The sequence below is a fragment of the Acidovorax sp. SRB_24 genome (assembly GCF_012931925.1).
In genome coordinates this window covers 45,208-60,152 of sequence record NZ_MWOM01000022.1, presented here as the reverse complement: position 1 = coordinate 60,152, position 14,945 = coordinate 45,208, and the positions used below count along the sequence as shown (strand labels likewise).

The 14,945-nt window shown below is 69.5% G+C and carries 10 protein-coding genes; 4 read left to right on the top strand and 6 right to left on the bottom strand.

Annotation, left to right across the window (positions count from 1 at the left end; genetic code table 11):
- Positions 1-35: 35 nt before the first annotated feature.
- The 4 genes from B2J89_RS10085 to B2J89_RS10070 form a co-directional block, all read right to left on the bottom strand.
- Positions 36-710, bottom strand: a complete 675-nt coding sequence (locus B2J89_RS10085) for an SCO family protein (protein ID WP_169168946.1) — start codon at positions 708-710, stop codon at positions 36-38.
- A gap of 135 nt (positions 711-845) precedes the next feature.
- Positions 846-1,445 (bottom strand): cytochrome c, encoded by a 600-nt coding sequence (locus B2J89_RS10080; RefSeq protein ID WP_169168945.1) that lies wholly within the window; start codon positions 1,443-1,445, stop codon positions 846-848.
- Positions 1,420-2,139, bottom strand: coding sequence for a cbb3-type cytochrome c oxidase subunit II (locus B2J89_RS10075; protein WP_169168944.1), 720 nt, complete (start codon positions 2,137-2,139; stop codon positions 1,420-1,422). Before B2J89_RS10075 ends, B2J89_RS10080 begins: the two co-directional genes overlap by 26 nt.
- A gap of 4 nt (positions 2,140-2,143) precedes the next feature.
- A complete protein-coding gene (locus B2J89_RS10070) occupies positions 2,144-3,775 on the bottom strand; it encodes a cbb3-type cytochrome c oxidase subunit I (protein ID WP_169168943.1) in 1,632 nt (543 codons plus the stop codon).
- Between the two features lie 262 nt (positions 3,776-4,037).
- On the opposite strand from B2J89_RS10070, the gene B2J89_RS10065 reads away from it, so the two are divergent.
- The 4 genes from B2J89_RS10065 to B2J89_RS10050 all read left to right on the top strand — a co-directional run bounded on the left by B2J89_RS10065 (position 4,038) and on the right by B2J89_RS10050 (position 12,433).
- Positions 4,038-5,450 carry a PLP-dependent aminotransferase family protein gene (locus B2J89_RS10065; RefSeq protein ID WP_169168942.1) on the top strand — a complete coding sequence of 471 codons (1,413 nt, stop codon included), beginning with the start codon at positions 4,038-4,040 and terminating at the stop codon, positions 5,448-5,450.
- Between the two features lie 35 nt (positions 5,451-5,485).
- Positions 5,486-5,968: a C40 family peptidase gene (locus B2J89_RS10060; RefSeq protein WP_169168941.1), complete on the top strand. Its 483-nt coding sequence runs from the start codon at positions 5,486-5,488 to the stop codon at positions 5,966-5,968.
- Positions 5,969-6,018: 50 nt separating this feature from the next.
- Positions 6,019-7,131, top strand: a complete 1,113-nt coding sequence (locus B2J89_RS10055) for a 3-deoxy-7-phosphoheptulonate synthase (protein ID WP_169168940.1) — start codon at positions 6,019-6,021, stop codon at positions 7,129-7,131.
- A 433-nt stretch (positions 7,132-7,564) separates the two neighbouring features.
- Positions 7,565-12,433, top strand: coding sequence for an EAL domain-containing protein (locus B2J89_RS10050; RefSeq protein ID WP_169168939.1), 4,869 nt, complete (start codon positions 7,565-7,567; stop codon positions 12,431-12,433).
- Positions 12,434-13,385: 952 nt separating this feature from the next.
- On the opposite strand, the gene B2J89_RS10045 is transcribed toward B2J89_RS10050, so the two are convergent.
- Both B2J89_RS10045 and B2J89_RS10040 read right to left on the bottom strand, forming a co-directional pair.
- Complete coding sequence (locus tag B2J89_RS10045; RefSeq protein ID WP_240964833.1) at positions 13,386-14,012, bottom strand: acyloxyacyl hydrolase; 627 nt, start codon at positions 14,010-14,012, stop codon at positions 13,386-13,388.
- Positions 14,013-14,134: 122 nt separating this feature from the next.
- Entirely contained in the window at positions 14,135-14,737 is a 603-nt protein-coding gene (locus tag B2J89_RS10040; protein ID WP_169168938.1) for a Spy/CpxP family protein refolding chaperone, read from the bottom strand.
- Between the last annotated feature and the right edge of the window lie 208 nt (positions 14,738-14,945).

The following is a 14,945-nucleotide window of genomic DNA, read 5'->3' as shown; positions in this document are numbered from 1 at the left end:
GTCGCGCGCGGCGGCCCCGAGGCGGCGGCGCAGCGTCATGCGCCGGACGGGCCGGGCAGGGCGCGCAGCACGTCGGCGAGCGCGATGTCGGGCCGGTCCACGTCGTAGGCGCGCACCAGGCGGCCGCTGCGGTCGAGCAGGAACAGCGCGGCGTTGTGCGCATAGCCGCCGAGCCCGTCGGGCAGCACCACGGTGCCGAACAGGTCGAGCAGCGCCGGCAGGTCGCCGACCTCGCGCAGGCCCGCAAAGCGCCACAGCGCCGGGTCGGCACCGAGCCGGCGCGCGTGCTGCGCGAGCACCTCGGGCGTGTCGTTGGCGGGGTCGAAGCTCAGCGTGAGCAGGCGCACGCGGCCCTGCAGCTGGCGCGCCTGGATCTCGGCCTGCAGCCACGACTGGCCCGCCGCGCTGGTCAGGCACACGCTCTGGCAGCGCACGTAGACCAGGGTGACGAAGGTCACGGCGTCGGACGCGCGGCCGTAATCGGCCAGCGACAGCGGCTGGCCGCGCGCATCGACCAGGGCCAGGGCGGGCAGTGCGCGCGGCGTGCGCGCGATGTCGGCGCGGCGCACGCCGTCGGAGGTGACCGCCGCAAAGCCGTGCGTGACCGCCGCGAAACCGGCCAGCGCCAGCGCGGCGATGCACAGTGCGGCGAGCACGCTGCGCCCGCTGCCGGGGCGTTGGGGGGTGGTCGCGGAGGGCACGGGCGGCATGGAACTCTTAAAACAGGAGCAGTTTGCGCAGGCTCTGCGGTGCTTTCGCGTCTAAATCATGCGGAAACACTCTTCCCGCCTGCGCAGCGTGCTCACCTTTTTGGTGCACTGCGTGCCGCCTGGAGAGGCCGCGCCTCACGGCGCGGCGCCCAGGAACGTGAGCAGCTCGGCCGCGCCGTCCCAGGGCGCGGTGCGCTCGGCCGAGGCCTGGCGCGCGGCCTGCACCATGGCCGCGTCGACCGCGGCGCTGGCGTTGCCCCACTGGCTGCGGATGTGCGTCAGCAGCGCGGCGATCTCGGCATCGTTCATCTGCTCGCCAAAGGCCGGCATGGCGCCGCTGTAGGTGGTGCCCGAGACCTCGATGGCGCCGGTCATGCCGTGCAGCACGATCTGCAGCGGCGCCTCGGGCGCGCCCGTGACCCACGCGGCGCCGGCCAGCGGCGGAAACACGCCGGGCAGTCCCTGGCCGCTGGCCTGGTGGCAAGCCTGGCATTTGGCGACGAACAGCTGGCGCCCGTCGACCGACGCGCCGCTGTCCGCCGCCTGGGGCGCGAGCGCCACGGGCACGCGCTGGTCGCCCAGGCCCGCCATGCCGTCGGGGCGCGCGAGCACGATGTAGCCGATCGCCCAGACCACCAGCGCGAGCACCAGGGCCAGCACCACGCGCGGCACCGGGTTGTACTGCTCGTGCGGGTCGGCGTGTTCGCTCTTACGGGTTTGCGGGGGTTGCGTCATCGCGGGGTCCTGAAGGGGCATCGGAGGAATCGGGGGCGGCGGCGTCGCCGGGCAGCGCGCTGCCCTGGCGCGCGGCGGGCAGGCGCTCGGTGGCGGCCTCGGCCTGCGCCGGGGTCAGCACCGGGTAGAGGCGCTGCAGGCTTTGCAGGTAGGCCACGAGGTCGAGCGCTTCGGGGCGCGCGACGACGACGTCGGTGAAGCCCACGGTGCCGGGCGGCAGCGTGACCACGCGCTCGCCCGGCGCCACGGTCCGCTCGTTCTTGATCTCGAACAGGAAGCGGTAGGCCGGCATGTTGCTGCCGGGCACGTAGGCGCGCGGCTGGAACAGGTGGCCCAGGTGCCAGTCGGCGCTGGGCTGGCGCACGCCGATGTTGAACAGGTCGGGGCCGGTGCGCATCGTGCCCAGCAGCGGCGGCTGGTCGTAGTGGTAGTCGGCCGCGACCGAGGCGCGGCCCCAGCCGCGCTGCGCGTCGGCGATGCCCGCGCCCGTGGTGCTGGGCTGCTGCGTGTGGCAGGCGATGCAGCCGTTGGCGATGTAGACCGCGCGGCCGCGCAGCTCCTGGCTGGTGTAGGGCTTGAGCGCCGGGGGCGCGGGCTCGTCCTTGAGCTGCAGGAAGGGCACGACGATCATGGCCGCCGTGGCGAGCGAGAGCGTGACCATGGCCCCGCTGACGAGTTTGACTTCGTTTTCCATGGCGTCAGGCAGTGGTGGGGCGCAGCGCAGTGCGCTCCGCGTGGGTGAGCACGCCCGAGCGTGCGGTGATCAGCACGAAGTGCCAGGCGAAGACCAGGTGGCCCAGCGTCATCAGCGCGCCGCCGATCGAGCGGCCCTGCAGCCAGGGCAGCGTGACGGCCACCGAGTCCATGAAGGGGCGCGCCGGGTCGAGCAGGATCAGGCCCTGCAGGATGCCGCCGATGCTCAGCGTCACGATGTAGATCGCGAAGCCGGCCACCACCAGCCAGAAATGCAGGCTGATCAGCGCGGGCCGGGGCCAGCGCACGTCCAGGATGCGCGGCAGCGCGAAATACACGCCGCCGAAGACCACCATCGAGACGAAGCCGTACATGCCCAGGTGGGCGTGCGCCACCGTGAAGTGCGTGAAGTGCGTGACGGCGTTCACCGTGCGCAGCGCCTCCATCGAGCCCTGCAGCGAGGTGAGGGTGTACATCACCGCGCCGAAAGCGATAAAGCGCAGCACATGCGAGTGCCGGAGCGCGCTGAAGTGGCCCTTGAGCGTGAGGTGCTGGTTCAGCGAGAACGCGACCACCGGGATGATCATCATCACGCTCTGCACGATGGACAGCGTGATCAGCCACTCAGGGATAGGCCCGCCGATCAGGTGGTGCGCGCCGACCTGGCCGTAGAAGAAGGCCAGCGTCCAGAAGCCCAGCAGCGACAGGTTGTACGAGCGCACCGGCCGGCCGATCACCTTGGGCAAGAAGTAGTAGACGCAGCCGATCGACAGCGGCGTGTAGAACAGGCCCAGCACGTTGTGGCCGTACCACCAGTTCATCGTCGCCTGCTCGACGCCGAAGTGCAGGCCCGGAATCTTGGCCACGATGTAGAGCGTCGGAAACCAGAACAGCGCCGCGCCCATGTACCAGACCGACACGTAGAGGTGGTGCACCTGGCGGCGCTGCAGCATCAGCGCCATCGGCAGGCCGATCAGCATGCCGCCGACGGCGAACAGGCCGCCGATCTGCCACGGGATTTCGAGCCATTCCATGCCGGCGCTGAAGCCGACCGCGATCGCGCCCAGGCCGGCCACCAGGCCGGCGTTCCAGACCAGCGTGCCGACGATGGCCAGGCGGCCGCCCAGCAACGGCGTCTTGAGCAGGCGCGGCAGCATCCAGATCGACAGGCCCAGCAGGCCCATCGGCGCCCAGCCGTAGGCCACGGCGTTGAGGTGCAGCGTGCGCAGCCGGCCCAGCGACAGCCAGGCCTGGTCGGTCAGCAGGTCGGGCCAGTGCAGCTTGAGCGAACTCAGCAGCCCGGCGGCGGAGCCGGCGAGCAGCCACACCACGGCGCAGGCGATGAGCACAAAGGCCGGGAAGGCGCTGGAGCGGTCGGCGGCCTCGCGCGCGTCCAGGTCGGCGGGCGCGACGGCCAGGCCCGGCTGCGCATGGGGCGCGGCCATCTGCTGCAGCTCGTGCTGCTGCGCGGCGCTGGCGGCGGGCTCTTCGGGCCGGCCCACCTCGCCAGGCGAGAAGATGGTGCGCGCGCCCGAGGATTCGGCATCGAACAGCCCTTTGCGCAGCGACCAGATGAACGCGAACAGGCCCGCGATCGACAGGATGAAAGTAGCCAACAACAGGCCGGTGGGGTTCATGGGCTTCCTCGACGCAGACGCCCGCAGGCCGGCGGGGCTGCGGCGCGTGGATCAGACAAAGGCCATCGTAGGAACAATGGAGCAGATTGATAAGCACCAGTTAAAGACAAAAAAACCGGATCAGTTTTTCGTGTTTTGGCGATTCCTGACAATTCCCCTAGACTGATCACGGGCTATGTGCCACCGATGCACATCGCAGAATTTTTCTCAACCGGCAAAAAAGCACATCAGCGGGTGCCGGCCCCGTTCCCAAGGAGTTTGGATGAAGCGCTACGAGGCCTTGGCCGAAGACATGACGGAGTCGATCCGCACCGGCGTGCTGCAGCCCGGCGACCGCCTGCCCTCGGTGCGCCACACGAGCGCAAGCCGGGGCATCAGCCCCTCGACCGTGTTCCAGGCCTACTACCTGCTCGAGGCGCGCGGGCTGATCCGGGCGCGCGAGCGCTCGGGCTACTACGTCTCGGCGGGTGTGCGCCGCGTGCCGCCCGAGCCCGAGCTCGCATCGCAGCCGGCCGACGGCTCGGCCGCGGTCGATGTCAGCGAGCGCGTGTTCGACATCCTCGAAGCGAGCATGTCGCGCGACGTCGTGCCGTTCGGCTCGGCGTTTCCGAGCCCCCTGCTGTTTCCGATGGCGCGGCTGGGCCAGGTGATGGCGTCGAGCGTGCAGACGCTGGACCCGTGGACCACCGTGGACGACCTCACGCCCGGCAACGCAGCGCTGCGCCGCCAGATTGCGCTGCGCTACCTGGCCTACGGCGTGCATGTGCACACCGACGAGATCGTCATCACCAACGGCGCGCTGGAAGCGCTGAACCTGTGCCTGGCCGCCGTCACGCGACCGGGCGACTCGGTCATCGTCGAATCGCCCACCTTCTACGGTGCGCTGCAGGCGCTCGAACGCATGGGCCTGCAGGCGATCGAGGTGCCGACGCACCCGCGCGAAGGCATCGACCTGGCCGCACTGGAGCGCGCCATCGTGCGCCACCAACCCAAGGCCTGCTGGCTCATGGCGAATTTCCAGAACCCGCTGGGCAGCCTGATGCCCGAGGACAAGAAGCAGGCGCTGGTCGCGCTGCTGACGCTGCACGGCATTGCGCTGATCGAAGACGACGTCTACGGCGAGCTGTACTTCGGCGACGAGCGCCCGCTGCCGGCCAAGGCATTCGACACGCAGGGCCTGGTGTTGCACTGCTCGTCGTTTTCCAAGTGCCTGGCGCCGGGCTACCGCATCGGCTGGGCGGCCCCCGGCCGCTATGCCAAGGCCGTGGCGCGGCAGAAGCTCACCACCACGCTGAGCGCGTCCGCGCCCGCGCAATTGGCGCTGGCCACCTACCTCGAGCGCGGCGGCTTCGACAAGCACCTGCGCAAGCTGCGCCAGACGCTGGCCACGCAGCAATCGACATTTGCCCAGGCCGTGGGCCACTACTTTCCATCGGGCACGCGCGCCACGCGCCCGGCCGGCGGCTATTTCCTGTGGGTCGAGATGCCGGCCCACGTGAACGCACTCGAGATCCACCGGCGCGCGCTCTCGCTGGGCATCAGCGTCGCGCCCGGGCCGATCTTCTCGGCCAAGCACGCGTACACGCACTGCCTGCGCCTGAACTACGGCCATGCCTGGGACGCGCGCAGCGAACAGGCGCTGGCCACGCTGGGCCAGCTGGTCGCGGCGAGCTAGCGCGGGCGGCCCCACACATCCCTTACCCTTGCGGCATGCGTTTATCCCCCTGCCTGGCCCTGGCCGCGCTGCTCCTCGTGGGCGGCTGCAGCACGGCGCCTTTTTCTCCGCGCGGCGCGTCCGGGCCGCCCGCCTCCCGGCTCACGGCCGATGCCGCGAGCGACATCGCCATCCACGCCATGGGCCTCGTCGGCACGCCCTACCGCTACGGCGGCAACACGCCCGATGCGGGTTTTGACTGCAGCGGCCTGATCGGCTACGTCTACCAGAGCCGCGCCGGCAGTGCGCCGCCGCGCACCGTGGCGCAGCTCGACCAGTGGGGCCAACCGATCGCCAGCGACAGCCTGCGCAGCGGCGACCTGGTCGTGTTCGGCACCGGCCGCACGCCCAGCCACGCCGGCATCTACGTGGGCGAAGGCCGCTTTGTGCACGCGCCCTCGAGCGGCGGCACGGTGCGCCTGGACCGCCTCGATGCGCGCCACTGGGCCGCGCAGCGGCCGGCGTTCCGCCGGCCCTAAGGTCCGGCCGCGGGCGGACGCCGGCGGCGCCGCCGCGCGACAATCCGCGCATGACCACGCCCCACACCCACGCTGCGCCCCGGGCGCTCTCGACCCACGACACCACGCGCATCGACGATCTGCGCATCAAGGCCGTGCGCCCGCTCATCACCCCGGCCCTGTTGCAGGAGTGGCTGCCTGCGCCCGACACCGCGCAGGCGCTGGTCGAACACAGCCGCGCGGCCCTCTCACGCGTGCTGCACGGCCAGGACGATCGGCTGGTCGTGGTCGTCGGGCCGTGCTCCATCCACGACCACGGCCAGGCGCTCGACTACGCGCGCCAACTCAAGGCCCAGGCCGACGCGCTGCAGAGCGACCTGCTGGTCGTGATGCGCGTGTACTTCGAGAAGCCGCGCACCACCGTGGGCTGGAAGGGCTACATCAACGATCCGCACCTGGACGGCAGCTTCGCCATCAACGAGGGCCTGGAGATGGCGCGCGCGCTGCTGCTCGACGTGCTGGCGCTGGGCCTGCCGGTGGGCACGGAGTTCCTCGACCTGCTCTCGCCGCAGTTCATCAGCGACCTGGTGAGCTGGGGCGCGATCGGCGCGCGCACCACCGAGAGCCAGAGCCACCGCCAGCTCGCCAGCGGCCTGTCGTGCCCGGTGGGTTTCAAGAACGGCACCGACGGCGGCGTGAAGGTGGCGAGCGACGCCATCTTGGCCGCGCAGGCCTCGCACGCGTTCATGGGCATGACCAAGATGGGCCAGTCGGCCATTTTCGAGACACGCGGCAACGACGACTGCCACGTGATTTTGCGCGGCGGCAAACAGCCCAACTACAGCGCCTCCGACGTGGACGCGGCCTGCGCGCTGCTCGCGGCCGCGGGTCTGCGCCCGCAGGTGATGGTCGATGTCTCGCACGCCAACAGCAGCAAGCAGCACCGCCGGCAGATCGAGGTGGCGGCCGACGTGGCTGCACAAATCGCCGCGGGCGATATGCGCATCATCGGCCTGATGATCGAGAGCCACCTGCACGAGGGACGCCAGGACCTCGTCGAAGGCCAGCCCCTGCAGCCCGGCGTGTCGGTGACGGACGCTTGCATCAGCATGGCGCAGACCATTCCGGTGCTCGAGCACCTGGCCGCCGCGGTGCGTGCACGGCGCACCCGGGTCTCCGCGTAGAAATCAAAAAGATAGCTGCCAGCGCTTTGCCAGCAAGCGCTGGAGGGCGATTTGGCTTCCAGCGATGCGAGCGTGCGTCGCATCCGGCCCGCGGAATAGGTCAGGCCGGCAGCAGCGACACCATCGCTGCGGGGTGTCGGGCGCAGGGCGCACATTCGCAGCCTCCGCCACCCCGGCGGCAGACATCGGCTTCGGCACAATTACGCGCCTGCCTGCAGTGCGCAAGAACACAATGGCGCAGCGTCTGATCGACCCGCTGCCGCGTGAGCCTGTAAGGCACAACACAGGCGGGCCGGTGTAGCATTGCTACAAAATGTTATGGCGTGCGCCGCGCGCCCTTGGTTCCACAACCCCCCAGGGCTTGATCGATGCCAATGTTCGGACCTTTCAGGACCGTCTTGGTTGCCTGCGGCACGCTGCCGCAGGGATGACCATGGACACCACGCCCGCCGCCTCCCCGGAAGCCGAGCGGCTGCAGGCACTGGCCTCGTACGCCATTCTGGACACGCCTGCCGAATCCTCGTTTGACCAGATCGCCCAGCTGGCGGCGCGCGTGATGGGCACGCCGATGGCCGTGGTGAACTTCGTGGACGCAGAGCGCCAGTGGTTCAAGGCTGTGGTCGGGCTGGAGCTGCCCGAGTCCGCGCGTGCGCTGGATTTTTGCCAGCAGGCGCTCGGGCGTGGCCCAGACACCCTGGTGGTTCCGGACACCCTGCAGCATCCGGTATTTGCCACCCATCCGCTGGTGCTGGGCGCGCCGCACATCCGTTTCTATGCGTGCGCGCCGGTGGTCAATGCGCAGGGGCTGGCGCTGGGCACCGTCGCGGTGATGGACACGCAGCCCCGCGCGGCCCCCGATGCGGACCAGGTGGCGCTGCTCCAGGCGCTCGCCGCCCAGACCATGGCGCAGCTGGAGCTGCGCCGCCAGCAGCACCGGCTGCAGCAGGTGGCGCACGAGCGCGATCACATGCAGGCGGCGCTGCTGGCGCAGACGGAAACCCTGCGCGTGGCCGGTCGCATGGCCCGCGTGGGCGGTTGGATCCTGCGGCTGCCCAGTATGGCGTTGGACTGGTCGGATGAAGTCCATGGGCTGGGCCAGAGCGTGCGCACCCTGGCGCAGGCGCTCGACCTGTTTTCGCCCGAGCACCGCTACCGGGCGCAACGCGCCGTCCAGGCCTGCATGCGCCGTGGCAGCGCTTTCGACCTGCACGCCGCCGTGGTCCTCCCGGGGCGCCCGCAGATCTGGGTGCGCGCCGTCGGCCAGGCGGTGCGCAATGCGCAGGGGCAGGTGGTCCAGGTGCAGGGCGCCTTCCAGGATGTGACCGAGCAGCACGCCCAGGAAGAGGCCTTGCGCCTGAGCCGCGAGCGCTTTCACCTGGTGGCGCGCGCCACCGCCGATGCCGTGTGGGACTGGGACCTGCTCAGCGATGCCATGTGGTGGAACGAGGGCATGCAACACCTGTTCGGCGTTCCGCCCGATGCGCGCCCGCCCGACAGTTCTTCGTGGGCGCCGCGCCTGCACCCGCACGACAGCGCGGCGGTGTTGCACAGCCTGCGCACGGCCATCGAGGGCACGGACAGCAACTGGTCGGCCGAATACCGCTTCCGCTGCGAAGACGGCAGCTTCACCTGGGTGCTGGACCGCGGTTTCGTGCTCCGAGACGCCCAGGGCAAGGCCGTGCGCATGGTGGGCGGCATGTCCGACATCGGCGCGCACAAGCAGGCCGAACTGCAGGCCCAGCACGAGGCACAGACCCACGCCGAGCTGGTGCGGGTGCAGCAACAGATGTCGGCCCCGCACCTGGGCCTGGACCAGGTGCTCCAGGTGGTGGCCGATGCGGCGCGGCGCAGCAGCGGCGCCGACGGCGTGATGGTCGAACTGCTGCACGGCGATCGGCTGATGTCACACGCAAGTTCAGGTCCGCTCACGCGCCCCACAGGGACTGCGCTGCCGCTGCACGACAGCCTGCTGTGGGCCTCGCTCCAGGAAGGCCAGACGGCCCTGTGCAACGACACGGCGGCCGCGGGCTGGGACCTTGGCGGTGCCTATGGCCGCGAAGCCCTGCGCTCGGTCCTGGCCGTGCCGCTGCGCAACCACGGCACGGTGGTGGGCGTGCTCAAGGCGATGTCTGCGCACGCCGACGCGTTCAGCGCGCGCGACGTGGCGCACCTGCAGATCCTGTCCGAGTCGGTGGGCTCCATGGTGCAGCTGCGCCACATGGCGGCGCAGCTGCTGGCCTCCGAGACCCAGTACAAGCTGCTGTTTGCCGCCCACCCCCAGCCCATGTGGGTTTGCGAACAGGGCGAGAGCCCGCGCATCCTGGCCGTCAACCAGGCCATGGTGGCGATGTACGGCTACAGCGAAGCCGAGCTGCTGCAGATGGACATGCGCCAGCTGTGGTTCGATCCCGGGGCGCAGGCCCTGGGGCAAGCGCCGCACTGCGAGCGCGCGCTGCACCGCCACCGGCACAAGGACGGCCGGGCGGTGGACGTGGAGGTGTCGGCCCGCAGCGTGGCCTTTGACACCGGCATGGCGCAGCAGGTCATGGTGACCGACGTGACCGAGCGCCTGCGCGCCGAACGCGAGCTCGCGCGGCTGGGGCGCGCGCGCCACCTGCTGAGCGCCTGCAACGAAACCCTGGTGCGCGCCACCTCCGAAGCAGAGCTGCTGCTGGCCGTGTGCCGGATCTCGGTGGACATCGGTGGCTACCGCATGGGCTGGGTGGGCTTGGCGCGCGACGACGTGCACAAGAGCATCGAACCCGTGGCGCACGCCGGCATCAATCTGGGCTACGTCGAATCGCTCCAGCTGTCGTGGTCTGAGGACCATCCGCGCGGGCGCGGGCCGGGCGGCACGGCGGTGCGCACAGGCCAGGCCGTGATCGTGCGCGATGTGCAGAACGATCCGCAGTACGCCGGCGCGCTCGACGCCATGCGCGCGCACGGCTTCCATGGCGCCATCAGCCTGCCGCTGTGCCACGAGGGCAGCACCTTCGGCCTGCTCTGCCTCTATGCGCCCGAGGTGCTGCAGATCTGCGCCCAGGAAGCGGGCCTGCTGCAGGAGATGGCCAACGACCTGGCGTTCGGCATCATGGGCCTGCGGACGCGCCGCGCGCAGCAGCGCCTGCACGCCTCGGTGATGCAGGTGGCCGCCGCCGTGTCGGCCACCACGGGCACCGAGTTCTTCGTGCAGCTGGCACGCAACATGGCCGAGGCCCTGGACGCCCAGGCCGGCTGCGTGACCCGCCTGCTGCCTGCGCGCGAAGACCAGGAGCGGCGCGCCATGTCGCTGGCGCTCGTGGTCGACGGCCAGCTGCAGGCCAATGCCGAATACCCGCTCGCCGGCGCTCCGAGCATGGCCCTGCTCACGCAGCGCCAGTACATGGTCGAGCGCAACCTGGCCCAGCAGTACCCGCATGCGCCCGTGGTCGTGCAGGTGGGCGCGCAGGCCTATGCCGGCCAGCAGCTGGTGGGTAGCCAGGGCGAGGTGCTGGGCATGGTCTTCGTGTTGTTCCGCGAGCCCCTGCAGAACACCGATCTGGTGGCCTCGACCCTGCAGATCTTTGCCGCGCGCGCGGCGGCAGAGCTGGAACGCCAGCAGGCGGACGCGCGCATCCGCCGCCAGGCTTCGCTGCTCGACAACGCCAAGGATGCCATCCTGGTGCGCGACCTGCAGCACCAGATCCGGTTCTGGAACCAGGGTGCGCAGCGCATGTACGGCTGGAGCGCGGCCGAGGCGCAGGGGCAGTCGATCATTGCCCTGCTGTACGACGATCCGCTGCCCTTCGAGCGCGCCACCGGCGTGGTGCTGGCCCAGGGCGAGTGGACCGGCGAGCTCGTGCAAAAACACCGCGACGGCCACACGCTGCACGTCGAAGGGCGCTGGACCCTGGTGCGCGGCGAAGACGGCCAGCCCGATTCCATCCTGGCCATCAACACCGACATCTCGGAACGCAAGGAAACGGAGCGCGAGATCCAGCGCCTGGCGTTCTACGACGCGCTCACCGGACTACCCAACCGCATGCTGCTGATCGAACGCATGCAGCATGCACTGGCCGACACCCAGCGCAACCAGCAGGGCGGCGCGCTGCTGTTCATCGACCTGGACAACTTCAAGACCCTCAACGACACCCTCGGCCACGACAAGGGCGATCTGCTGCTGCAGCAGGTCGCCCAGCGCCTGAACACCTGCGTGCGCCACATGGACACGGTGGCGCGGCTGGGCGGTGACGAATTCGTGGTGATGCTCGAATCGCTCCACGCCGATCCGCGCGAACTGGCACTGCAGGCGCGCGGCGTGGGCGAGAAGATCCTGGCCACGCTGTCGGCGCCCTATGCGCTGGCGGGCTACCAGTACCGCAGCACGCCCAGCATTGGCGTGGCGCCTTTCCAGGGCGAGCAGCACAGCGTGGGCGACCTGCTCAAGCAGGCCGACCTGGCCATGTACCAGGCCAAGGCCGCCGGGCGCAACACGCTGCGGTTTTTCGACCCGCAGATGCAGGCCGTCGTGATGGCGCGCGCCGCGCTCGAGTCGGACTTTCGCGCGGCGCTGGCGCAAGACCAGTTCGTGCTGCACTACCAGCCCCAGGTGGACCACCAGGGGCGCTGCGTCGGCGTGGAGGCCCTGGTGCGCTGGCAGCACCCGCAGCGCGGCACCGTGCCGCCGGCCGAGTTCATCGCGCTGGCCGAAGAGACCGGCCTGATCCTCACCCTGGGGCGTTGGGTGCTGCACACCGCCTGCGCGCTGCTGGCGCGCTGGCACCGCGACCCGGTGCTGAGCCACCTGACCATGGCGGTGAACGTGAGCCCCCGCCAATTTCGCCACCCCAGCTTTGTCGACGACGTGGTGCGCGTCCTGGCCGTGACGGGGGCCCCGTCGAGCAAGCTCAAGCTCGAACTGACCGAAAGCCAGTGGGTCGAGGACATGGACGCCACCATCGCCACCATGATGGCGCTGCGCGCCTACAGCGTGGGTTTCTCGCTCGACGACTTCGGCACCGGCTACTCCAACCTGAGCTACCTCAAGCGCATGCCGCTCGAGCAGCTCAAGATCGACCAGAGCTTCGTGCGCGACCTGTTCACCGACCCCAACGACGCGGCCATCGTCAACACCATCATCGCCCTGAGCGAGAGCCTGGGGCTCGACGTCATTGCCGAAGGGGTCGAGACCCCCGAGCAGCGCGACATGCTGCTGAGCGCCGGGTGCCTGACCTACCAGGGCTATCTTTTCAGCCCGCCGCTGCCGCGCGATCAGATCGAGCCGCTGCTGCGCCAGCCCCCGGGGCAGCCACCGGGGGCCTGACCCTGCTGCCCGAAGCGGCTGGCGGCGGTTTGCGGGCCCCTGCTGCGCCCTTTCTGCGGCGGGCAGCGCGGGCGCCGGGTCGTTTTTCTGTGGACAAGGCTCGCGGCGCCCTTGCGGACCCGGTCGGCAGACCGCGCCGCCGGGCTTCCCCAGGCGCTGGCTGCAGCTTTCGTGCGCCCATTGTCCCAATCCGTGCCACGGGCCACCGTGCTTCTCATTCCCTTTTGCACCTGCGGTGGGTATCCCTGCCATGGGAATCTGCGCTGGGCGGCCTCGGGGACCTTGTGTGCCGGCGGTTATCTCTTTCTTCTTTCTATAAATACATAGTAGTAATAGTAAGGTTTGCGTTTTTGTGTGGATAACCTGATTTTCCCTTTGCGAATCAACCACATGGCGCGCACGAAACGCTGTGCGCCGGGCCCCGCGGCCGGTGTCCGGCGGGCGGGGACAAGTGCGCGCCAGGTCCTTTTTCTGTGGACAAGTGCCCGGTTATGCGCCAACTGTCCCCAGGGTTATGCGAAACCACACCTGCGCCCTTTGAAACGGCAAAAAGTGCCTCTGGCCCTGATGCAGCAATCGCTGAAAGCTCCATATTTGATAGCGTAAGGGTGAAATGGCCGGGGTTTTCGGCGGCGAGGAAGGGAGATCAGTGCATGCGCGCGGTCCGTTGGCACCGCGTGGCCGGGGCGGAGCGGCGCAAAACCGGGGGCGCGGGCGTTGCCAAGTTGTTCTCTAAGCTAACTCTATTTAAATAGTAGTAGTAGTAGGCTTTGGCCTTTTCTGTGGACAACGTCGTTTTCCTCAGCCGCCACAAGGGCTTGCGCATTGTCTAACCGTGTGCGCCCGGCTCCCTTATGGCCGAAGTGCATTGGGCATAAGTGCGGAGACTTTCATTTTTCTGTGGATAAGTGCACGTTTCCCCGGTTTTTGCCCCCAGGTTTATCCACAGGGGTCAAAAATGCCGCGCATAGCGCAGCTGCAGGAAGTTTTCGCCCGGGTTGGGCTGCTTGAATCCGCCGTTGGACACGTGCTGCAGCTGCAGCAGCCACTCGTTCCGCCCCTGTTCGCCCCACTGGCCACCTACGCCAATGTGCGTGTCGAAATTCACGCGGGAGCTGAAATGGCGGTCGCCCGCGCTGTAGAGGCGGTCGAACAAGGCCAGGCCCAGGCCGCCTTCGATGAACCAGCGGGAGCGCCCACCGCCGGGGTGCAGGCGCAGGGTCGGAACCAGTCCGAGCACGGTGCTGTGTTCGCGCCCATTGGCGCGCTCGCTGCGCCACTGGCTGGCGTACAGGTTCCAGTGGCCGGTGAGCACGCCCGCGCCCATGCGGCGCTCCCAGCCCGCCCAGGGCCGGGTGGTGCCCAGCGTGAGCGACGCGCTGTGGTGGCCCGCCCAGCCGGCCTGCAGGTAGACGCTGGGTGTTTCGAGGAGTTGGGCGTGGGCGCCGGTGGACAGCATGGCGCCGGCCAGGGCGGCGGTGCGCGCCAGCCGCTGCACCGGCCGCCGCCTATGGGCGGCGTGGGCCGCTGCATGGCGCGCGGCTGGGGGCAGGTCAAGAGAGGACAAGGCACGGACCATGGCGCAACTCCTCGGGATGCGCACCGGGCACCCCGTGCAGGCCAGTGTAGAGGCGGTGCGCCCAAAAGGCACGGCCCCTGCGCAGCGAATGCACAGGGGCCGTGAAAGAGCAGGGCGGCGTGTTACTGCGCGGCGGGTGCCTGGGCCGGGGTGGTGGGGCCGCCCGCCTTGCCGTGGTGCATGCCATGGCGGTGGCCAGGGCCTTCGGAGCCCTTGCGCCCTTCGCCGTGGTGCCAGCGGCCGCCTTCGCGCCCGCCGCCCATGCGCAGGCTTTGCGCGTCAAAGGTTTTTTGCTGCTGTGGCGTCAGCGTGGCATAGAAGGCCTTGGTGGCCTCGCCGCGGCGGTCGGCCTCGGCGCTGCGCTGGGCGCGGATGGCGCGCATGCGGTCAATGCGCTCGGGCGTGGTCAGCTGGCCCATGCCTTGCATGTCCAGGCGCGCGGTGCGCTCACCGGGTTTCATGGCCGCCGTGAAGGTGTTCCAGTCGTTCTCTTGCGCGGCAGTGAGCTGCAGCTTTTGCTTGAAGGCGGCCATGCGCTCGTGCATTTTTTCCCGCATCTGCTCGCGTTGCTGGGCGTTCGGGCGCATCGGTTGACCCGCGCTGCGTGCGGGGGCGGTCTCGGCCTGGGCGGGTGCCGGGCTGTTGGCGGGCACCTGGGCGAGCACCGGCAGGGCCATGGCGGCGGCCACGGCGGTGGCGAGGAGGCGGCGGTTGAAGCGAGACATGGGGAAGTCCTTTCGATGGGTGGCCCGCCGGTACGACCGTGCCAGCGGTTGAGGGCCAGTGTCTTCCCGCTCTGTATCGGGCCCATGAGGAATGGGTGAGGCTGTGTAAAGTTGTGACAAGCGGCCGTTGATGCGACGCTGTGTGTTTCCCATGAAATCGGCCTCCAGCGCTTTTTGAGAAAGCGCTGATAGCTATGAAAAACAGAGT